The organism is Mycolicibacterium mageritense (assembly GCF_010727475.1).
GTDB classification, from domain to species: Bacteria; Actinomycetota; Actinomycetes; order Mycobacteriales; family Mycobacteriaceae; genus Mycobacterium; species Mycobacterium mageritense.
This window is the reverse complement of sequence record NZ_AP022567.1, coordinates 2,846,894-2,867,886: the sequence shown is the minus strand read 5'-3', so window position 1 is coordinate 2,867,886 and position 20,993 is coordinate 2,846,894. Positions and strand designations below refer to the sequence as shown.

Below are 20,993 nucleotides of genomic sequence, written 5' to 3'. Positions count from 1 at the left end.
CATCAGTAGGACCATCCCGAGCAGCAGAATCATCGTCCTGGCGGCCGCGGCGGCACTCCTGGCCGCCGGTTGCGGCGGCTCCGACAAGGCCGAGAACGCCGAAGCCAGTACGTCCACCACTCCGTCGGTGACCACTGTCGCGCCGTCGGACATGACCAATCAGCAGAGCCCGCCCAACCGCCTGGTGATCGACGTGACCATCAAGGGCGGCGAGGTCACACCGACCAACGCGCAGCTGCAGGGCAAGGTCAAGGATCCCATCGTGATCCGGGTCAACAGCGATGCCGCCGACGAGTTGCACGTGCATTCGGTGCCCGAACACACCTTCAAGATCGAGCCCAAGGCCGGCCAGCAGTTCCAGTTCACGGTCGACGTGCCAGGAACCGTCGACGTCGAGCTGCATCAGCTGAACCGCACCGTCGCCAGCATCCAAGTGCAGCAGTGACTTCGGCTCGGACCGCGATACTGGCTCATGGCCTGGGCGGTTCGACCGATCTGCCCATCCCGTACACGTACGCGCTCATCGGCGCGGCGTGGACGCTGACCTTCACCTTCGCTGTCGTGGCCCTGGCCTGGCGGCGGCCGAAGTTCGACCCGGCCAAGCCGGGACGGCCGCTGCCGGGCTGGGTGACCACGGCCGTGGACTCCCCCGTCACCCGCTGGACCGTGCGCGCGCTGGCGCTGGCGTTCGCGGTCTGGGTGGGCGTACTCGCGTTCACGGGCCCGCAGGACGCGACCAACCCGCTGCCCGGCGTGTTCTATGTGCTGCTGTGGGTCGGCCTGGTCGCGGTCTCGCTGTTGATCGGCCCCGTGTGGCGCGTCGTGTCACCGGTGCGCACGGTGTACCGCCTGCTGCACCGGACCACCCAGCGCTATCCGGTGCGGCTGGGCTACTGGCCTGCCGCCGCGGGCCTGTTCGCGTTCGTCTGGCTCGAGCTCGCCAGTCCGGACCCGGGTTCGCTTGCCGCCATTCGCATCTGGCTTTTGCTGTATCTCGCGGTGACGTTCGCCGGGGCGCTGTGCTGCGGTGAGCGGTGGCTGTCGAACGCCGACCCGTTCGACGTGTACAGCATGGTGGCGTCGAGGTTGTCGCCGCTGCGCAGGCAAGCAGGTCGCATCGTGGTGGGCAACCCGTTCGACCATCTGCAGTCGCTGCCGGTGCGGCCCGGTGTGGTCGCGGTGCTCGCGGTGCTGCTCGGGTCGACCGCGTTCGACAGCTTCTCGGCGATGCCGCAGTGGCGCAACTTCGTCGACGCCCATTCCGGCTCACCGCTCGGCGCGACACTGATCCGTACCGTGGGCCTGCTGGTCTTCGCGGGCGTGGTGGCCGTGACGTTCACCGCGGCCGCCCGCACCACGGGCGGCGTGGATGCCCGACGGCGCCGCGAACTGCCCGGGCTCATGGCACACTCGCTGATCCCCATCGTGATCGGCTACGTGTTCGCGCACTATCTGACCTATCTTGTCGAGCGGGGCCAGCAGACGGTCTTCGTGCTGCTCGGCCTCCACGACGCCCAGGTCAATTACCTGCTGTCCCTTCACCCTTCGGTTCTCGCGAGCCTCAAGGTGGGATTCGTGCTCGCGGGCCACGTGGCCGGCGTGATCGCCGCGCACGACCGCGCACTGCAGCTGCTGCCCAAGCGTCATCAGCTGACCGGGCAACTCGCGATGATGCTCGTGATGGTCGGCTACACGTTCACCGGGTTGTACCTGCTGTTCGGCGGGTAGCTTGAGGACATGAGGGCACTCATCGTCGTCGACGTCCAGAACGACTTCTGCGAAGGCGGATCGCTGGCCGTGACCGGCGGCGCGGCCGTCGCCCGCGGCATCACCGAACTGCTCGCCGGTGAGCACGGCTACGACCACGTGGTGGCCACGAAAGACTTCCACATCGATCCGGGCGAGCACTTCTCCGACCACCCCGACTACCGGGTGTCCTGGCCGCGGCACTGCGTGGCCGATACGCCCGGGTCGGAGTTCCACCCCGAGTTCGACGCCGCGCCGGTCGAGGCCGTGTTCCGCAAGGGCCACTATTCGGCGGCGTACAGCGGTTTCGAGGGCACGTCCGATGCGGGGACGACGCTTGCGGACTGGCTGCGGCAGCACGACGTCGACACCGTGGACGTCGTCGGCATCGCAACCGACTACTGCGTCGCGGCCACCGCGGCCGACGCGGTCGAGGCGGGATTCACCACGCGCGTGCTCACGGGGCTCACGGCAGGTGTCGCGCCTGAGTCCACCGACGCCGCGCTCGACGAATTACGTTCCTCGGGAGTGCAAGTCAGTTAGCACGGCAGAGGATGGGCCCGGGCTGCCGGTCCAGCGAGGTTCGCGCTTCTCGACGTAGGCCCGCACGCCCTCCTTCGCGTCGTCGTGGGCCATCAACCGCCGGTGGATCTCGGTCTCCCTGGCCCCGACTGCCGCGCGGTCCAGGTCGAACGAATCCCACAACAGCCGCTTCGACGCCGCGACCGACATGGGCGCGGTGTTGGTCGCGATGTCGTGCGCCAGCGCCAATGCCGCGGGCAGCACCTCGCCTGCGGGCAGCACGCGGCTGCCCAGGCCCAGCTCGACGGCCCGATGTCCGTCGAAAGTCGCTCCGGTCAAAAGGATTTCAGCGGCATTGGCGATCCCGACCAGACGCGGCAGCACCCAGTGCGAGTACGCGTCGCCGATCACGCCGCGACGCACCTGCACGACGCCGTAGCGCGCGTCGGCCGCGAACAGCCGGATGTCGCACTGCAACGCGAGAGTCAACCCGAGCCCGATCGCGTGCCCGTTGACCGCGGCGATCACGGGCTTGGACAGCGACCAGGCGGGCACCGCGATGCCGGCCGCGCTGAACTCCGGGCCAGCCGTGGTGAACGTGTCCTCGCCCGCGGCGAGGTCGGCACCCGCACAGAACGCGGGCGGCGCCCCGGTGAGCACGATCACCCGGATGCCGTCGTCGCGGTCGCAGCGCGTGTAGGCGTCGGCCAGCTCATCGCGCATGCCGTCACCGAAGGCGTTGCGCCGGCGCGGCCGGTTGAGCGTGACGGTCGCGACGGCGCCGTCGCGAACGACCTGCAGGGTTCGGTATTCGGGCAGTTCAGGGGTGGTGGACAAGGTGGCCTCCCGCTCATGTGACGACCGTTCCGATGGTCCCTCGACACGCCGGACCGTAAAGTCGGCTTGTGAATCCTGCCGAGCAAAACATGGAACCCGAACTCGAGATCTGGCGAGGCAAGGCCTACCCGCTGGGTGCCACCTACGACGGATCGGGCACCAACTTCGCGCTGTTCAGCGAGGTCGCAGAGCGGGTCGAGTTGTGCCTGTTCGACGCGGACGGTGTGGAGACCAGGCTCACGCTCCCCGAGGTCGACGGGTTTGTCTGGCACGGTTTCGTACCGAGTGTCGAGCCGGGCCAGCGCTACGGCTACCGTGTCCACGGCCCCTACGACCCCGCCGCGGGCCACCGGTGCAACCCGAACAAGCTCGTGCTCGATCCGTACGCCAAGGCCATCAACGGCTCGTTCACGTGGGGCCAGCCGCTGTTCTCCTACAACTTCGGCGACCCGGACAGCCGCAACGACGACGACTCCGCAGCCAACATGCCCAAGGCCGTGGTGATCAACCCGTACTTCGACTGGGGCGTGGACCACCCACCCAAGCACGAGTACGCCGACACCGTCATCTACGAGGCGCACGTCAAGGGCCTCACCGAGACGCATCCCGACATCCCTGAGCAGATCCGCGGCACCTACGCCGCGGTCGCGCACCCCGTGATCATCGAGCACCTGCAGTCGTTGGGGGTCACCGCGATCGAGCTGATGCCGGTGCATCACTTCGTCAACGACTCCGGCTTGATCGACAAAGGGCTGTCGAACTACTGGGGTTACAACACCATCGGCTTCCTTGCGCCCGACCCGAAGTACAGCTCGAGCCCCACCCCCGGTGGGCACGTGCAGGAGTTCAAGGCCATGGTCCGCGCCCTGCACGAGGCGAACATCGAGGTGATCCTCGACGTCGTGTACAACCACACGGCCGAGGGCAACCACATGGGCCCGACGTTGTCGATGCGTGGCATCGACAACGCCGCCTACTACCGGCTGGTCGACGACGACAAGCGCTACTACATGGATTACACGGGCACCGGCAACAGCCTCAATGTCGGCCACCCACACTCGCTTCAGTTGATCATGGACTCGCTGCGGTACTGGGTGACCGAGATGCACGTCGACGGTTTCCGCTTCGACCTCGCCGCGACCCTGGCCCGGGAGTTCTACGACGTGGACCGGCTGTCCGCGTTCTTCGAACTCGTGCAACAGGATCCGATCGTGAGCCAGGTCAAGCTGATCGCCGAACCGTGGGACGTCGGCCCCGGCGGCTACCAGGTCGGCAACTTCCCGCCGCTGTGGACCGAGTGGAACGGCAAGTATCGCGACACCGTTCGCGATTACTGGCGTGGCGAGCCGGCCACGCTCGACGAGTTCGCGTCGCGGCTGACCGGTTCGGCCGATTTGTACGAGCAGACCGGGCGCAGGCCGTTCGCGTCGATCAACTTCGTCACCGCGCACGACGGCTTCACGCTGCGAGACCTGGTGTCCTACAACGAGAAACACAATGCCGCCAACGGTGAGGACAACCGCGACGGCGAGAGCAACAACAAGTCGTGGAACTGTGGCGCGGAAGGCCCGACCGAGGATCCGGCGATCAACGCGTTGCGCGCTCGCCAGCAGCGGAACTTCCTCACGACTCTGCTGCTGTCGCAAGGTGTTCCGATGATCTCGCATGGCGACGAGTTGGGCCGCACGCAGCAGGGCAACAACAACGTCTACTGCCAGGACAACGCATTGTCCTGGATCGACTGGGAGAGCGCCGACACCGACCTGCTGGAGTTCGCCAGGTCGGTTTCGGCGGTGCGTTCGGCGCATCCGGTGTTCCGGCGGAGGCGTTTCTTCAACGGGCGTCCGGTACGGGAGGCCGGCGCCGCCGCGCTGCCCGACATCGCGTGGCTGGCCCCCGACGGTTCGGACATGACCACCGAGGACTGGGAGACCGGCTACGCCAAATCGGTGGCCGTCTACCTCAACGGGCAGGGCATCCCCGACACCGATGTCCGCGGTCAGCGCGTGGTCGACGATTCGTTTCTGCTGTGCTTCAACGCGCACTACGAGGCAATCGAGTTCACGTTGCCACCGGAGGAGTTCGGCACGTCCTGGGTGCCGATTGTCAGCTCCGCCGCAAACCCCGACGACGAACCCCTCGCGCCGGGAGCTCGCGTCAACGTCGAGGCCCGCGCGGTGCTGGTGCTGCAGGCACACCAGGATTAGCCGTCACAAGGACGTTGCTCACGGCCTCGATATCCCGGCCCGTACCAGGAAGTATGGTACGTTCTCGAAGTAGCAGCCGTGGCCGCCTCGCGGGCGCCGAGCTACTGCTTGGCGCCGCCGGCCGGGCGGGCCGGAGGTAGAAGCCGAAGAGCGGCGGCAACTACCCTGCGGCCACGGCTGCGGCCTCATGCGCTGGTCTGCGCAGCAACTCCCACACCGGGCTCGGCACCGTGCCGCGCCCTGTGATACCTCTGTTTCAGAGGTATTCTGACGTGGTGGACATCCCAGAGCTGACGAGCGAGGTCTTCCGCGTCGTCGGCCGGTTCCGTCGGCAGCTTCGGCGGTCGACCGGAGGCGGCTTCAGCGCGGCCGGGCTGACCCAGTCCCAGGCAGAGCTGCTGCGCCTGGTGGGCCGGCGGCCGGGCATCTCGGTGCGGGAATCCGCCGACGAGCTCAGCCTCGTGCCCAACACCGCGTCGACCCTGGTGTCGCGCCTGGTCGCCGACGGGTTGATGGTGCGCGCGGTCGACGACTCGGACCGCAGGGTCGGCAGGCTCCGGCTGACCGAACCGGCTCAGCGCATCGCCGACGCGTCGCGCGAGGCCCGCCACGCCGCACTCTCGGCGGTCCTCGCACAACTCGACCCGGCGCAACTCGACGACCTCGCGAAAGGCCTCGACGTGCTGTCGGAGCTGACCCGGCTGCTGAACGAGAAGGGCCTCGAAGAGCGATGACCGACGAACTTCCCGCCATCGACTGCCGCGGCCTGACCCACCGATACGGGCATTTCACCGCGGTCGACGCGCTCAACCTGCAGGTCCGCCCCGGCGAGACCCTCGGGTTGCTCGGCCCGAACGGTGCGGGCAAGACGACCGTGGTGCGCGTGCTCACGACGCTGACCCCGGTCCAGCACGGCGAGGTCAGGATCTTCGGCCTGGACACCCGCAAGCACACCATGGACATCCGGCACAACCTCGGCTACGTGCCGCAACAGCTTTCGATCGAATCCGCACTGACGGGCCGGCAGAACGTCGAACTGTTCGCGCGCCTGTACGACGTACCGCGCGCCGAGCGCGCCGAACGGGTGACGACGGCGCTGGACGCGATGCAGCTGATCGATGTCGCCGACGCGCCCGCGGGCACCTACTCGGGCGGCATGGTCCGGCGTCTCGAGCTGGCGCAGGCCCTGGTCAACCGGCCGCTGTTGCTGATCCTCGACGAGCCGACGGTCGGCCTCGACCCGATCGCCCGCGACAGTGTCTGGGACCAGGTGCAGCGCATGCAGACCGAGTTCGGCATGACGGTGCTGCTGACGACGCACTACATGGCCGAGGCCGACGCGCTGTGCGACCGGGTGGCGCTCATGCACCACGGTCGCCTGCAGGCCATCGGCACGCCGACCGAGCTGAAGGCCACCGTGTCCGCCGAGGCCACGCTCGAGGACGTGTTCCGGCACTACGCCGGATCCGATCTCGACGCCGACGCGGGCGGCCAAGGCATCCGGGAAGTCCGATCCAGCAGGAGGACCGCGCGCCGTGTCAGTTGAGGCTCCCGCCCTGATCCGAGCCCCTCGTGGCCTGGGCCGCATCCGCGGCACCGCGCTGCGGGTGTGGGCGTTCTCGCTCGTGGAGCTGCAGAAGCTGCGCCACGACCGCACCGAGTTGTTCACGCGTCTGGTGCAGCCCGCGCTGTGGCTGCTGATCTTCGGGCAGACCTTCAGCAGGCTGCACATGGTCGACACGGGCGGCGTGCCGTACCTGACGTTCCTCGCGCCGGGCATCATCGCGCAGTCGGCGCTGTTCATCTCGATCTTCTACGGCATCCAGATCATCTGGGACCGCGACGCGGGCATCCTGGCCAAGCTCATGGTCACGCCGGCGCCCGCGTCGGCGTTGGTGACCGGCAAGGCGTTCGCGGCCGGTGTGCGCTCGGTGGTGCAGGTGCTCGGCGTCGTGGTGCTGGCGTATCTCATGGGCATCGCGATGACGGTCAACCCGCTGCGGATCCTCGCCGCTATGGGTGTGGTGGTGCTCGGCTCGGCGTTCTTCGCGTGCCTGTCGATGACGCTCGCGGGGCTCGTACGCAAACGCGACCGGCTCATGGGCATCGGCCAGGCCATCACCATGCCGCTGTTCTTCGCGTCCAACGCGCTGTACCCGGTCGACATCATGCCGGGCTGGCTGCGCTGGCTGTCCACCGTCAACCCACTCAGCTACGAGGTCAACGTGCTGCGCGGCCTGCTGATCGGCACGCCGACCAACTGGGCGCTGGACATCGCCGTGCTGGTGGTGGCCGCCGTCCTGGGCATCGCGGCGGCCTCGGGACTGCTGCGCAGGCTCGTGCGCTGACAACGACGGACGCCACACCGCGATGGCTCCCGACCAACCGGGTGGTTTAGTGTGCAGACATGCAGCTAGCCCTCACCCCGGAGGAAGCCGCGTTCCGCGACGAACTCCGCACCTTCTACACCACGAAGATTCCCGCGGACCTGCGCGAACGTAACCGCCTGGGTCTGCCGCTCGGCAAAGAAGGCATCGTCACCGCGCACAAGATCCTGCACGAGCACGGCCTGGCCGTCCCGAACTGGCCCGTCGAGTGGGGCGGCAAGGACTGGACGCCCAACCAGCACCAGATCTGGCTCGACGAGATGCAGCTGGCCAGTGTGCCCGAACCGTTGACCTTCAACGCGCGGATGGTCGGTCCGGTGATCGCCGAGTTCGGCTCACAGGAGGTCAAGGAACGTTTCCTGCCGCCGACCGCGGCGCTCGACATCTGGTGGTGCCAGGGCTTCTCCGAGCCCGAGGCGGGGTCCGACCTGGCCTCGCTGCGGACCACCGCAGTCCGCGACGGCGACAGCTACGTGGTCAACGGCCAGAAGACCTGGACCACCCTGGGCCAGCACGCCGACTGGATCTTCTGCCTGGTCCGCACCGACCCGCAGGCCCCCAAGAAGCAGGCAGGCATCTCGTTCCTGCTGATCGACATGAACACGCCGGGCATCACACTGCGCCCGATCAAGCTCGTCGACGGCAGCTTCGAGGTCAACGAGGTGTGGTTCGAGGACGTCCGGGTACCCGCCGATCAGCTTGTCGGCGAGGAGAACCAGGGCTGGACGTACGCCAAGTTCCTGCTGGGCAACGAACGCACCGGCATCGCACAGGTGGCCAGGACCAAGGTCCGGCTCGCCGAGGTGAAGGATCGCGCCGCGGCCAACGGTCTGCTCCGCGACCCGCTGTTCGCCGCACGCCTCGCCGAGGCCGAGAACGACGTGCTGGCACTGGAACTCACTCAGATGCGCGTGACGTCGGACTCCGCCGACGGCAAGCCCAGCCCCGCGTCGTCGGTGCTCAAGCTCCGCGGCAGCCAGCTGCAGCAGATCGCCACCGAACTGCTGGTCGAGGTCGCGGGCGCGGACGCCCTGCCGTATGAGGCCGGTGACGCCATCGCGTCGCCCGAGTGGGCCCAGCACGCCGCACCGCACTACCTCAACTACCGCAAGACGTCGATCTACGGCGGTAGCAACGAGGTGCAGCGCACCATCATCGCGTCCACCATTCTCGGATTGTGAGTTGACCCATGGATTTTCAGCTGACTGACGAACAGACCCTGCTGGCCGACACCACGCGCGACGTGCTGTCGGGTTACGACACCGAGAAGCGCAACAAGGTCGTCGAAACCGATCCGGGTTACAGCACGCAGGTGTGGGGCCAGCTCGCCGAGATCGGTGTGCTCGGGCTCGGATTCGAGGAAGACGCGGGCGGCCAGCTCGAGATCATGGTGGTGCTCAACGAGCTCGGACGCCGATTGGCACCCGAGCCGGTGCTGCACGGCGCCCTGGTACCGGGCTCGATCATCGCCGAGGTCGGCACCGAGGCACAGCGCGCCCTGCTCGACGAGGTGGCCGCGGGCCAACGCCTGCTGGCCTTCGCGCACGCCGAGCCCGGGGTGCGCGGCACCGAACCCGTCACCACCACGGCTGTCCGGCAAGGTGATTCGTGGGCGCTGCACGGCCGCAAGAACCCCGTGCTGGCCGGTGACGCCGCAGGCACGCTGATCGTCAGCGCCGCGCTGCCCGACGGCGGCACCGGTTTGTTCCTCGTCGACGCCGAGGCCGTCAGCCGGACGAGCTATCGCACGTTCGACGGTCAGCGGGGCGCGCAGATCGATCTCGACGCCACCCCGGCCGACCCGCTGGGCGCGGCCACCGACTCTTCGGAGGCCATCGCCCGCGCCCTGGTGCGCACGTCGGCCGGGCTGTGCGCAGAAGCGGTCGGCGCGATGGAGGAGTCGCTACGGCTGACGACCGATTACCTCAAGTCCCGCAAGCAGTTCGGGGTCACACTCAGCAAGTTCCAGACGCTCACGCAGCGCGCGGCCGACATGTACCTGTCGCTCGAGCTGGCCCGCAGCATGGGTCTCTACGCGTCGATGTCGATCGCCGACGGGCAGTTCGATCCGGTGATCGCCGCGCGCACCAAGCTGCAGATCGGCCGCTCGGGCCGCCACATCGCGCAGGAGTCCATCCAGCTGCACGGCGGCATCGGCATCACCGCGGAGTACCCGGTGGGCCACTACGCGGCCCGGCTCACCGCGATCGAGCACACGCTCGGATCGTCGGCCGACCAGTTGCACACGCTGATCGAGCAGATCGGCAGTTACGAGATCGCGACGCTCTAGTTTGTCCCGCCGAGCAGACGTGGCGGTACCCCAAAACCCGCAAATCGGGGTACCGATGCGTCTGTTCGCGCTAGGAAAGCAGGCGGCTGATCGCGCCCATCGGGATCGGCAGCCAGTCGGGCCGGTACCTGGCCTCGTAGGCCGCCTCGTAGATGGCCTTGTCCAACTCGTAGGCCGCAAGCAGATCGGCGGCATCGCGGGGATCGGCACCCGCCACCGCGGCGTAGCCGGCGCAGAACGCGTCCTCGGCGCGCCGCACCCACGCCCTGGCCGCGTCCACCGACCCGGAGCCGGCGCCCTCCGCGAGCCACTTGTGCGCGGCATAGTCGAACGACCGCAGCATGCCCGCGACGTCACGCACGGGTGAGTCGGGGCGTCGGCGTTCGTCGAGCGGCTGGCCCGGCTCACCCTCGAAATCGATCACGAGCCAGCCCTGAGCCGTCCGCAGCACCTGCCCTAGGTGCAGGTCGCCGTGCACCCGCTGCACCGTGATCTGTTGGCCCGCGAGCCTGCGGTACAGCGCCTCGATGGACGAAACATGTTGGCGCAGTTGGTCCACCGCGTCGGCGGCAGCCGCCAACCGCTCGGACAGCACAGCCATCGGGAACGGCACCGACTGGGTGCCCAACTGTTGCGACAGCCCCGCGTGTACCGATGCGACGGCCTCGCCGAGCCGGCGCGCCTCGGCCGAGAAGTCGCCGTCGGCCCGAAGGTCGCGGGTCTCGGCGACGGCCATGTCCCACCCCTCGGTGGCGTCGGCGGCGAACTCGTTCACCATGGCCAGCGCGAACGGCTCACCGTCCCAAGATGTTTCGACCGAACCCAGCAGCCTGGCCACGTGCCGGTTGCCGGCCCGGCCAAGCACGCGGTTGAGTTCGATGTCCGGATTGATCCCCGCGGTGACCCGGCGGAAGACCTTGAGCATGGCCGCGCGCCCGAAGATCACGCTGGTGTTGCTCTGTTCGGCGCCGGACACCCGCGGCTGCGCATCCACCGGCAGCGTCACGCCGGGCTCGGCCGCGAACACCGTCTCGCCGCGCGTCGTCGTCGTCGCGATCAACTCCAGCAGGTGGCGCGCCGCCTCGGCGTCGTACAGCGCGTCGTAACCGATGCGCCCACCGGCGGGCCCGATCGTGGCGATCGCCGGGTACGCGTCGACCGGCTGATCACGCCACCGCACGATCACCTGGTACCGCTCGGGCGGCCCCTGCGCAAAGTTGGCCTCCAGCAGGACCAGATCCAATCCCAGCCCGTCCTGGTCACCGAGCGGCACCGCAACGCGCGGGGCCACCCCCGTGAGCTGCCTGGTGCGACCGGCATACCAGCGCTGTCGCGGCAGCCAGTCGGTGAAGGGCAGATCCATCACGTCGGCCATTACCGTCCCAACTTACCCAATGTCGAGGCACAGGCCAGGGCACTGGCGAAGTCCGGGCCCCAGCAACATCTTTCGACGTGACCGGCGGGTTTGCGGGAAAACTAACGGTTGAATAAGAGCCGGGGACGGGTTACGTTTTCTGCGCATTTGATCTTGTCTCCGGTGGTCGCCGGGGAGATCGCCCAAGAAACAATTCGATGAGGATGGCCTGTGGCTGATTCGGCGCCTAATGATGGTGAAGCACCGGTAATCGTTGGTCTGTCCGATGCGGCGATGCACATGTACGTCGCCGCCATCGACTCCCTGCCTCCGGTCACGGAACCGGAATTCGCCGAACGCGCGGCGGTCGTGCTCAGCGGTCTGCGCAAGCTGCAGGGCTCGCTGTCGGAGGCCGCGAGCCGCAGCCGCGTGACCCCGTCGGTGATCGTCGCGCTCAGCGGTGTGCGCCGCCAGTACGACGAGCTGATGACGACCGCAGCCGAAGGCCCCGGCGCCACACTGGGCCAGCGCCTCTACGTCGCTCGCGGCCGCGCCAAGCTGTCCACCGCGGAAGCGGCCAACGGGGTCGGGCTGCGCCAGGATCTGATCGAGGCCGTCGAAGCCGAGGAGCCCGCCACCGAGGCCGAGACCGCGCAGATCAAGGATCTCATCGCCGCGTTGGGCGGCTGACACACGCCGGTCTCGCGGTAGGGTGCCGACGTGCCGCGCGATCATGGTGACCCAGGTGACGCTCCCTCCGTACCGCCGCCGCTGACTCCGGTCGCCGATGCCGTTCGGCCCTCGGCCGCAGAGGAAGCCCGCACCATCGCGGCGTCGACCAACACCGCGACCCTGGCCACGCTGACCGCCGACGGTGATCCGTGGGCATCGTTCGTCACCTACGGGCTGCTCGGCGGTGCACCCGTACTGTGCGTGTCGAATCTCGCCGAGCACGGCCGAAACCTCGACAACGACCCGCGCGCCAGCATCGCGATGGTAGCCGCCAACGGACCCGATCCCCTGGCGAGCGGCCGGATCACGTTGGCGGGCCTGGCCGAGCGGCCGACCGGGGCCGAACTCGACGCGGCCCGCGACGCGCATGTCGCGGCGGTTCACGCCGCGAAGTACTACATCGACTACAGCGATTTCTCGGTCTGGGTCTTGCGGGTGGCACGCGTCCGGTGGGTCGGCGGTTACGGCCGCATGGACTCCGCGACGGGCGCGGAGTATCTCGCCGCAGAACCCGATCCGGTCTCGCCACACGCCGCGGGCGCGATCGCGCACCTCAACGCCGACCACGCCGATGCCCTGGTGGCCATGGCGCGGACGCTGGGCGGCTATCCCGACGCCACCGCGGCGCAATGCACCGCCGCCGATCGGTACGGCCTGGATCTGCGGATCACGTCGGACCGCGGCGCGGCGCACACGCGGGTCGCCTATGCCGCGCCCATCAGCTCGATCGTCGAATTGCGCGCGGCGGCAGTCGAGTTGACCGAAAGAGCCCGGCAGCTCTGAGCCGGGTACCCGGGTGCAATACGATCGCCGGTATGCGCCCGGACACCTGGCAAGCGGCCTTCGACCTCATTCGCACCCGTGGCTATGAGCACCGGGAAGAGCCTTTCAAGCTGGCCAGCGGCCAGCTCAGCCACGACTACATCGACGGCAAGTACGCCATCGACACCGGCGAGCGGCTGTCGCTGGTGAGCCGCGCCGTGGCCGACCTGGCCACGCAGCACGGCATCGAGTTCGACGCCGTCGGCGGCCTGACCATGGGCGCCGATCCTCTCGCACACGGTGTGGCGATGGTGACCGGCAAGGCCTGGTTCTCGGTCCGCAAGGAGCAGAAGCAACGCGGCCGCGAACAGTGGATCGAAGGCACCCGGTTGCAGCCCGGCACGCGCGTGCTGCTGGTCGACGACGTGATCAGCACGGGCGGGTCGACCGCCATCGCGTTCGATCGCGTCGTGCAACTCGGTGCCGTGGTCACCGGCGTGATCCCGATGGTCGACCGCGGCGACGTCGCGGCCGAACTCTTCGCGTCGCGCAACGTGCCGTTCGTCGCGCTGGTCACCTACCAGGATCTGGGGATCGAACCGATCCACGCGGTGTGACGGCTCAGCCGGCCGTGCTGAATTGCCGGCTCAGCCGGCGACCACCAGCACGCTCACCGGCTCAACCCCTACCCGCACCGGCGCACCCGGGCTGAACATCCGGGCCTGCCCGCTCGGCACCTGAGCACTGACCACCGTGCCGTCGGGCAGGTCGGCGGTGACCCGTGAGATCGGCCCGAGGAACGCGACCGCGCTGACCACGGCGTCGCCGTCCGCGGCAGCGGTCAGCGTCAGGTTCTCGGGCCGGACCAGGGCCAGGCCCTCACCGCCGCTGATCGAGCCCGCCAGCGCGGGGATGACCGTGCCGAGCACGTGGGCGCGCCCCGCCGACACCTGCGCGGGCACCTTGTTGGTCAACCCGACGAACTCCGCGACGAACGGTGTCGCGGGATTGGCGTACAACTCAGCGGGCGCCGCGAGTTGCTCGAGTTTGCCCTGACTCATCACACCGACCCGATCGGCAACCGCGAGAGCCTCTTCCTGATCGTGGGTGACGAACAGTGTCGTGGTGCCGACGTCGAGCTGGACCCGCCGGATCTCGTCGCGCAGCTGCACCCGCACCTTGGCGTCGAGAGCCGACAACGGCTCGTCGAGGAGCAGAACCCGGGGCTGGATCGCCAACGCCCGGGCGAGTGCGACGCGCTGCTGCTGGCCGCCGGACAACTCGCTCGCATACTTGTCGCGGTGGGCCGCCAAACCGACCAGCTCCAGCATCTCCTCGGCACGAGACAGCCTGGCGCCCTTGGCTTTTCCGCGGACCTTCAATCCGAACGCGACGTTGTCGAGCACGCTCAGGTGCGGGAACAGACTGTAGGCCTGGAACACCATGCCCATGCCGCGCTTGTTCGCCGGTACCGAGCCGACGTCCTGCCCGCCCACCAGCACCGTGCCCACCGTGGCCTCGTCCAGGCCGGCCAGGATCCGCAACGCGGTGGTCTTGCCGCAGCCGGACGGCCCCAGCAGGGCCACCAGTTCGCCGGGCTCCATGCGCAGGTTCAACCCGTCGAGCGCCTTGACGTTGCCGTAAGTGCGCGTGAGGTCGCGAAGTTCGACAGCGACACCATGCTCTGCAGACATATTGCTCCTCACGTGCGCAGCGACACTCACGCCGGATCTCCCACTCTTCCGCGCATGCCCCGCTGCCCTTCACGTCCGCGGCGACCGCGCGTGACGAACGCCAGGATCAACAACAGCACGAACCCGAACAGCAGAGTGGCCAGTGACGCCGCCACCGATGTCGGACCGTCGCTCTTGCCGATCAACACGATCTGCACCTGCAGGGTTTCGAAGCCACTCAGCGACGCGATGGTGTACTCACCGAGCACGACCGCGATGGATATGAAAGCCGCGGACAGGATTCCGGACCAGATGTTGGGCACCACGACCCGCGTGATCGTGGTGAACCAGCCCGCGCCGAGCGACCGGGCCGCCTCAGCGAGGGTCGTCAGGTCGATGGCCGCGAGCGCCGCGTCGATCGCGCGGTAGGCGAACGGCAGCACCAGCACGACGTAGACGAACGTCAGGGTCAGTGCCGACTCGCCGAGAAAGTAGGTGACCCACAGATACACGTTCTTGAGGCCCACCACGATGACGAGCGCGGGGATGGTCAACGGCAGCAGACACAGGAACTCGACGGCTCGCCGCGCCCACGGAGCCCGCAGCCGCACCCAGATCATGGTGGGCACCAGCAGCACCAGCATGGCGAGCACCGTGAACACCGCGAGCAGCAGCGAGATCACGATGGCCTGGTACAGCGCGTCGTCGGCCACCAGGTTGCGCCACGCCGCCGAGGTGCGGCCGCCCGAAATCAGGTTGCGCGTGGAGAAGTCGGCCATGGCGTACAGCGGGAACAGGAAGAACAGGCCGAACACCACCCACAGCCCGGCCCGCACCGCGCGTCTCATCTGAGCCACCTCGCGGTGCGCCGCACCAACGCGTTGTAGGCGAACATCACCACGGCCACCACCACGATCATCTCCAGCGCCAGCGCGTAGGCGAACCCGGACTGGCCGAGCACCACCTCACTGGTCAGGGCGGCCCGGATCAGCAGTGGCACAATCGGACTGCCCTGGCTGACCAGGGCCGCAGCGGTCGCGTACGCGGCGAAGGCGTTGGCGAACAACAGCAGCATCGAGCCGAGGAACGCCGGGGTCAAGAGCGGCACCGCGACCTCGCGCAGGTACTGCCACCGCGACGCGCCGAGGCTCATCGCGGCCTCGCGCCACTGCTCGCGCAGGCCCTCCAGCGCGGGGATGAACACGATCACCATGAGCGGGATCTGAAAGTAGGTGTACACCAGGATCAGGCCGGGCAGGCCATACAGCCAGCCCGAACCGGCCAGGTTCCACCCGAGGTGCTCCTGCACCCACAGCGTCAGCACGCCGTTGAGGCCGACGGTCGCGAGGAACGCGAATGCCAATGCCACGCCGCCGAACTGGGCCAGCACGCTGCACAGCGCGAGCACCGACCGGCGCAGCATCGACGACGGCGGGCTGCTCACGATCAACCAGGACAGCGCCGCGCCGAAAACCGCCCCGAGCACCGCGGTGCTCGCCGAGAGCACCACGCTCTTGCCCAGTGCCGACAACGCGGTACCCGAGAACAATGCGGCGATGCGCGCAAGGGAGAACGAGCCGTCGGCGAAGAACGCCATCACGATCACCGTCACGGTCGGCACGATCAGGAACACCGTGACCACCGCGACAAACGGCAGCAGCGGCAGGGCATCCCGGACCCGCCGCGCGACAGAATGACCCGGCATCGACCGGCTCAGCCGATCGCCTTCGCCCAATTGTCCGCCAGATACTTGGTGGCCGCCTCGGTCTGCTTCGGGCTGGGGACTGTGACCGGACCGTGCGCGATCGGCATGGAGTCGGCCACGGCCTTGTCGAGCTTGCCTGCGGCCGCCATGTTGTCGGCGCGGACGGGACGAACGCCTCCGGCCCCGTAGAGGTTCTGGCCTTCGTCGCTGAACAGGAACTCCTGCCACAGCCGCGCGGCCGCGGGATGCGGCGCGTCCTTGTTGATCGCCTGGTAGTAGTAACCGGCGACTGCGGCGTCCTGCGGCACCAGCACCTGCCAGCTCGGCAGCTTCTTGGTCTCCGAGGCGTTGGTGTAGTTCCAGTCGATGACCACCGGGGTCTGGCCGGACTCGATGGTCGCCGGGGTCGGGTCGACGGGCAGGAAATTGCCCGCTTGCTTGAGCTTGGCGAAGAATTCGACGCCGGGAGCGATGTCGTCGGCGGATCCGCCCTGCGCCAGTGCCACCATGAGCACGCCGGAGAACGCCGCGCCGGCCTGGGTCGGATCCCCGTTGAGCGCGACCTTGCCCCGGTATTCGGGCTTCAGCAGATCGGCGACGCCGGTGACCGGCGGCACCTTGGCCGAGTCGAAACCGATCGACATGTATCCGCCGTAGTCGTTGACCCACTTGCCGTCGGGATCCTGGTAGGCCGACGGGATGTCGTCCCACGTCGCGACCTTGTAGGGCGCGAACATCGCGGTATTCGCCAGTGCCACAGACTGTCCGAGGTCGAACACGTCCGGCGCGGTGCTCTTGCCCTTCTGCTGGTTGGCGGCGTTGATCTCGTCCTGGCTCGCGGCGTCGGGCTGCGCGGAGTTGACCTTGATGTCGTATTTCTCTTCGAACGCCTTGATGATCGCGCCGTAGTTCGCCCAATCGGGCGGCAGGGCAATGACGTTGAGTTGCCCTTCGGCCTTGGCCGCTTCGACGAGCTTGTCCATGCCGCCGAAGTCCGCGGCCGACTTCGCCTCTGCCACCTTGACCCCGGAATCGGTCTCACCGCCCTGGGACTTCTTCTCCGGCGGCGCGCAGGCCGCAAGTCCCACGGCGAGCATGGCCGCGGCGGCGACCGCAGTCGCGTGGGTGAAGATGCGTGAGGTGTTCCGGGAGATGGTCATAGGCCTAAACCTTCCGATGGTCAGGAGGCGCCGTAGTGGCGCCGAGGTAACCGTGGCCGATCACGCGCCGGTCGCCAGGGTGAACAGGCTCCCCCAATCGCACGTCAGGTGCGACCGACCGGGACTGCTGGCACCCTATCGTGACCTTTCGCGACCGGGGGCCAGAACGCGATCCGATCGGCAGGAACGTCATTGACCGCACATCTCCCCAGGTCGTGCCGATAGCATCAGGAGGTGTCCGAACGCGAAGCCCCGGGAAGCTTCGACTACCTGTGGGAGGAACCCGGCCCAGACCCGGACGGTTTCGACGCGTTCGAGCCGAGCACGTGGGTCTTCAAACCGGCGCCGACGCCCTGGTACCGCACCCGCCGTGCGGTGATCGCGCTCGTCGCAGCGGGTTTGGCCGCGGCCGCGATCGTGGTGTCGGCCGTGCTGCTGCTGTTGCGCGACACCACCGACGACGCGCCACCGGCCCCCACACCGGAACCCTCGAGCACGGTCGTCCCGTCACCTTCGCTGCGGGTCGGGGTACCCGCGGCGCCGCCTCCCCCGCCACCGCCGCCGCCCGCCCAGGAGGCGCCCCGCAGCCCGGTGTATCGGCCGCCGCAGCAACAGCGGCCCACCAAGAAGCCCGAGATCGGCGTGACCCGCACGCCCGTAACGCGCTCACCGATCAGCGTCGCGCCGCAACCGAGGCATCCGAGGAACTGAGTCCCGTGGCCGACGTCGACGCCGCAACCAGATTCGGCCAGGCACCCACGGCGGTGCTGGCGACGCTGGGGGCCGACGGCGCGCCGCATCTGGTGCCCGTGGTGTTCGCGGTCCGCTGTGCGGCCGACGGCGACACCGTGTACACCGCGGTCGACGCGAAGCGGAAGTCGACACACCGGTTGCGCCGGCTGGCCAACATCGAGGGCGATGCTCGGGTCAGCCTGCTGGCAGACCATTACGCCGACGACTGGACCCAACTGTGGTGGGTCCGGGCCGATGGCCTGGCCACCGTGCACTACAGCGGCGAGCAGATGGCCACCGGATACGGCTTGCTGCGTGCGAAATACCCTCAATACCAACGTATTGCGCTAGACGGTCCGGTGGTCACGGTGGCCGTGACGCGCTGGTCGTCCTGGGAGGCCTGAGCGCCCGGGACTTGTGTTGCAGGTCACATCGGGGAATGGTGGAGGGCAGGTCCGGCGGGCCGCAGCGCGGCGACCCGGGGACCGCAGGAGGCAACGCCATGGCGGACAAGAACAACTCTTCGCACGGACCGGTCCCCACCGCGGACGACCCGTCGGCCATTCGCAACGTGGTTCTGGTCGGTCCGTCCGGCGCAGGCAAGACGACCCTGGTCGATGCCCTGCTGGTCGCAGCCGGGGTGCTGAACCGTGCCGGTTCCGTCGTCGACGGCTCGACGGTGTGCGACTTCGACGACGCGGAGATCTCACAGCAGCGTTCCGTGGGTCTCGCGCTGGCGCCTTTGCAGCACAACGGGATCAAGGTGAACCTCATCGACACTCCCGGGTACGCCGACTTCGTCGGGGAACTCCGGGCCGGGTTGCGCGCCGCGGACTGCGCGCTGTTCGTGATCGCCGCCAACGAGGACGTCGACGAACCGACCAAGGCGCTGTGGCAGGAATGCGACGAGGTGGGCATGCCGCGCGCCGTCGTGATCACCAAACTCGACCACGCCAGGGCCAACTACCAGAACACGCTGACCGGTGCCCAGAACGCGTTCGGGGACAAGGTGCTGCCGCTGTACTTCCCCGCGGGGGACGGGGTGATCGGTCTGCTCACGCGGACTCATTACGAATACGCCGACGGCAAGCACACGTCGCGCGAGCCCGCCGACTCCTATGCCGACCAGATCGACGAGCTCCGCGGATCGCTGATCGAGGGAATCATCGAAGAGTCCGAGGACGAGTCGCTCATGGAACGCTATCTGGGCGGTGAGGAGATCGACCAGTCCGTGCTCATCGGCGATCTGGAGAAGGCCGTGGCGCGGGGTTCGTTCTTCCCGGTGATCCCCGTGTGCAGCGGCAGCGGCATCGGCACCCTGGAACTCCTCGAGGTCGCCACGCGCGGGTTCCCGTCACCACCCGAACACCGGCTGCCGGAGGTGTTCACGCCGCAGGGCGCACCGCGGCCCGCACTGGCATGCGACCCGGACGGACCGCTGCTGGCCGAGGTGGTGAAGACGACGTCGGACCCCTACGTCGGCAGGGTGAGCCTGGCCCGGGTGTTCTCGGGCACCATCAGGCCCGACGCCACCGTGCATGTGTCGGGCCATTTTTCTGCCTTCACCGACTCGGACCCGAATTCCCCAGGCGCCGCGGGCAACAGCCACGTCGATCACGACGAGGACGAGCGCATCGGCGCGCTGTCGTTCCCGCTCGGCAAGCAGCAACGCCCCGCGCCTGCCGTGGTGGCGGGCGACATCTGCGCGATCGGCAGGCTCAGCCGCGCCGAGACCGGGGACACGTTGAGCGACAAGGCCGATCCACTGGTGCTGCGGCCCTGGACCATGCCCGACCCGTTGCTGCCCATCGCGGTGGCGCCGCACGCCAAGACCGACGAGGACAAGCTCGCGGTCGGGTTGGGCCGGCTGGCCGCCGAGGATCCGACGCTGCGCATCGAGCAGAACCGTGAGACCCACCAGATCGTGCTGTGGTGCATGGGTGAGGCGCACGCCGGTGTCGTGCTCGACGCGCTGGCACGACGCTACGGCGTTTCGGTCGACACCGTCGAACTGCGGGTGCCGTTGCGGGAGACGTTCGGCGGCAAGGCCAAGGGGCACGGGCGGCACGTCAAGCAGTCCGGTGGACACGGGCAGTACGCGGTGTGCGACATCGAGGTGGAACCGCTGCCCCAGGGTTCGGGATTCGAGTTCGTCGACAAGGTGGTCGGTGGCGCGGTACCGCGCCAGTTCATCCCGAGCGTCGAGAAGGGGGTGCGGGCCCAGATGGAGAAGGGCCTCACCGGCGAGTCCGGCTATCCGGTCGTCGACATCCGGGTCACGCTGTTCGACGGCAAGGCGCACAGCGTCGACTCGTCGGACTACGCGTTCCAGATGGCCGGTGGGCTCGCGTTGCGCGAGGCCGCCGCCGCGACCCGGATCAACCTGCTCGAGCCGGTCGACGAGGTGACCGTCATCGTGCCCGACGACCTGGTCGGCCCGATCATGAGTGATCTGTCCAGCCGTCGCGGCCGCGTGCTCGGCACCGACCAGGCCGGTGATGACCGCACCGCGGTCAAAGCCGAGATCCCCGAGGTGGAACTCACGCGGTACGCGATCGACCTGCGCTCGCTGTCGCACGGGGCGGGCTCGTTCAGCAGATCGTTCTGCCGCTACGAGCCCATGCCGGAATCCGCCGCGGCCCGCATGCGCAGTGCCGTCTGATTGTGACGTCCATCTCCCGATGCCGGTGACTTGACTTTCGCCGCATTCGACCCGAATTAGTTGCGCAGACTTCATGTTGTTTGAGAAAGTTTGATGAGCTTAACTTCTGGCTGCGTCAATAATCGGAGGGCTTGCGTGGCCACACCCGGGTCGGGACTGCGGGATCGCTTCGAACAGCGGTACCGGCACTGGCGGTATGACCCGCCGCTCAAGACCGCCTTTTT

The 20,993-nt window shown here is 68.3% G+C and carries 21 protein-coding genes; 15 read left to right on the top strand and 6 right to left on the bottom strand.

Going from position 1 to position 20,993, the window contains the following annotated elements; all coding sequences use genetic code 11:
* Position 1: 1 nt before the first annotated feature.
* Genes G6N67_RS13545 through G6N67_RS13535 form a run of 3 tightly spaced genes read left to right on the top strand, consistent with a single transcriptional unit; the run spans position 2 to position 2,289 of the window.
* Positions 2–445 carry a hypothetical protein gene (locus G6N67_RS13545; RefSeq protein WP_036435116.1) on the top strand — a complete coding sequence of 148 codons (444 nt, stop codon included), beginning with the start codon at positions 2–4 and terminating at the stop codon, positions 443–445.
* A complete protein-coding gene (locus G6N67_RS13540) occupies positions 442–1,728 on the top strand; it encodes a hypothetical protein (RefSeq protein ID WP_036430964.1) in 1,287 nt (428 codons plus the stop codon). Before G6N67_RS13545 ends, G6N67_RS13540 begins: the two co-directional genes overlap by 4 nt.
* Positions 1,729–1,737: 9 nt before the next feature.
* Complete coding sequence (locus G6N67_RS13535; RefSeq protein WP_036430961.1) at positions 1,738–2,289, top strand: isochorismatase family protein; 552 nt, start codon at positions 1,738–1,740, stop codon at positions 2,287–2,289.
* On the opposite strand, the gene G6N67_RS13530 is transcribed toward G6N67_RS13535, so the two are convergent.
* Entirely contained in the window at positions 2,260–3,105 is an 846-nt protein-coding gene (locus G6N67_RS13530; RefSeq protein ID WP_081812476.1) for an enoyl-CoA hydratase/isomerase family protein, read from the bottom strand. The genes G6N67_RS13535 and G6N67_RS13530 overlap by 30 nt on opposite strands.
* A gap of 89 nt (positions 3,106–3,194) precedes the next feature.
* On the opposite strand from G6N67_RS13530, the gene glgX reads away from it, so the two are divergent.
* From glgX to G6N67_RS13500, 6 genes are all read left to right on the top strand, one after another.
* On the top strand, positions 3,195–5,312 hold the full coding sequence (glgX, locus tag G6N67_RS13525; RefSeq protein WP_036435111.1) for a glycogen debranching protein GlgX: 2,118 nt from the start codon (positions 3,195–3,197) through the stop codon (positions 5,310–5,312).
* A gap of 272 nt (positions 5,313–5,584) precedes the next feature.
* Positions 5,585–6,046 carry a MarR family winged helix-turn-helix transcriptional regulator gene (locus tag G6N67_RS13520; protein WP_110798382.1) on the top strand — a complete coding sequence of 154 codons (462 nt, stop codon included), beginning with the start codon at positions 5,585–5,587 and terminating at the stop codon, positions 6,044–6,046.
* Positions 6,043–6,858: an ATP-binding cassette domain-containing protein gene (locus tag G6N67_RS13515; protein ID WP_036430958.1), complete on the top strand. Its 816-nt coding sequence runs from the start codon at positions 6,043–6,045 to the stop codon at positions 6,856–6,858. The genes G6N67_RS13520 and G6N67_RS13515 overlap by 4 nt, the downstream gene beginning before the upstream one ends.
* Positions 6,848–7,660 (top strand): ABC transporter permease, encoded by an 813-nt coding sequence (locus G6N67_RS13510; RefSeq protein ID WP_110798381.1) that lies wholly within the window; start codon positions 6,848–6,850, stop codon positions 7,658–7,660. Before G6N67_RS13515 ends, G6N67_RS13510 begins: the two co-directional genes overlap by 11 nt.
* A 59-nt stretch (positions 7,661–7,719) precedes the next feature.
* Positions 7,720–8,880 carry an acyl-CoA dehydrogenase family protein gene (locus tag G6N67_RS13505; protein WP_036430955.1) on the top strand — a complete coding sequence of 387 codons (1,161 nt, stop codon included), beginning with the start codon at positions 7,720–7,722 and terminating at the stop codon, positions 8,878–8,880.
* 8 nt (positions 8,881–8,888) lie between these two features.
* Positions 8,889–9,989 carry an acyl-CoA dehydrogenase family protein gene (locus G6N67_RS13500; RefSeq protein ID WP_036430951.1) on the top strand — a complete coding sequence of 367 codons (1,101 nt, stop codon included), beginning with the start codon at positions 8,889–8,891 and terminating at the stop codon, positions 9,987–9,989.
* A 70-nt stretch (positions 9,990–10,059) separates the two neighbouring features.
* Here the strand turns inward: G6N67_RS13500 and G6N67_RS13495 are convergent, their stop codons facing one another.
* Entirely contained in the window at positions 10,060–11,352 is a 1,293-nt protein-coding gene (locus G6N67_RS13495) for a maltokinase N-terminal cap-like domain-containing protein (RefSeq protein ID WP_036435104.1), read from the bottom strand.
* Between the two features lie 291 nt (positions 11,353–11,643).
* On the opposite strand from G6N67_RS13495, the gene G6N67_RS13490 reads away from it, so the two are divergent.
* From G6N67_RS13490 to pyrE, 3 genes are read left to right on the top strand one after another with little or no spacing between them, the layout of a single operon-like run.
* Positions 11,644–12,033, top strand: coding sequence for a hypothetical protein (locus G6N67_RS13490; protein WP_036435101.1), 390 nt, complete (start codon positions 11,644–11,646; stop codon positions 12,031–12,033).
* A 30-nt stretch (positions 12,034–12,063) separates the two neighbouring features.
* Positions 12,064–12,858, top strand: coding sequence for a HugZ family pyridoxamine 5'-phosphate oxidase (locus tag G6N67_RS13485; protein ID WP_036430950.1), 795 nt, complete (start codon positions 12,064–12,066; stop codon positions 12,856–12,858).
* A gap of 32 nt (positions 12,859–12,890) precedes the next feature.
* Positions 12,891–13,454: an orotate phosphoribosyltransferase gene (gene pyrE, locus G6N67_RS13480; RefSeq protein WP_036430947.1), complete on the top strand. Its 564-nt coding sequence runs from the start codon at positions 12,891–12,893 to the stop codon at positions 13,452–13,454.
* A 30-nt stretch (positions 13,455–13,484) separates the two neighbouring features.
* On the opposite strand, the gene G6N67_RS13475 is transcribed toward pyrE, so the two are convergent.
* The 4 genes from G6N67_RS13475 to G6N67_RS13460 are packed head-to-tail and all read right to left on the bottom strand — an operon-like array spanning position 13,485 to position 17,375.
* Positions 13,485–14,531, bottom strand: a complete 1,047-nt coding sequence (locus G6N67_RS13475) for an ABC transporter ATP-binding protein (RefSeq protein ID WP_036430944.1) — start codon at positions 14,529–14,531, stop codon at positions 13,485–13,487.
* Between the two features lie 26 nt (positions 14,532–14,557).
* Positions 14,558–15,358: an ABC transporter permease gene (locus G6N67_RS13470; protein WP_036430941.1), complete on the bottom strand. Its 801-nt coding sequence runs from the start codon at positions 15,356–15,358 to the stop codon at positions 14,558–14,560.
* Positions 15,355–16,215, bottom strand: coding sequence for an ABC transporter permease (locus G6N67_RS13465; protein WP_036435098.1), 861 nt, complete (start codon positions 16,213–16,215; stop codon positions 15,355–15,357). The genes G6N67_RS13470 and G6N67_RS13465 overlap by 4 nt, the downstream gene beginning before the upstream one ends.
* An 8-nt stretch (positions 16,216–16,223) precedes the next feature.
* Complete coding sequence (locus tag G6N67_RS13460) at positions 16,224–17,375, bottom strand: ABC transporter substrate-binding protein (RefSeq protein WP_036430939.1); 1,152 nt, start codon at positions 17,373–17,375, stop codon at positions 16,224–16,226.
* Positions 17,376–17,609: 234 nt separating this feature from the next.
* On the opposite strand from G6N67_RS13460, the gene G6N67_RS13455 reads away from it, so the two are divergent.
* The 3 genes from G6N67_RS13455 (at position 17,610) to G6N67_RS13445 (ending at position 20,769) form a co-directional block, all read left to right on the top strand.
* Entirely contained in the window at positions 17,610–18,086 is a 477-nt protein-coding gene (locus tag G6N67_RS13455) for a hypothetical protein (RefSeq protein ID WP_073906187.1), read from the top strand.
* A gap of 5 nt (positions 18,087–18,091) precedes the next feature.
* On the top strand, positions 18,092–18,511 hold the full coding sequence (locus G6N67_RS13450) for a TIGR03668 family PPOX class F420-dependent oxidoreductase (RefSeq protein ID WP_036430936.1): 420 nt from the start codon (positions 18,092–18,094) through the stop codon (positions 18,509–18,511).
* Between the two features lie 98 nt (positions 18,512–18,609).
* Positions 18,610–20,769, top strand: a complete 2,160-nt coding sequence (locus G6N67_RS13445; protein ID WP_036435093.1) for an elongation factor G-like protein EF-G2 — start codon at positions 18,610–18,612, stop codon at positions 20,767–20,769.
* Positions 20,770–20,993 lie beyond the last annotated feature (224 nt).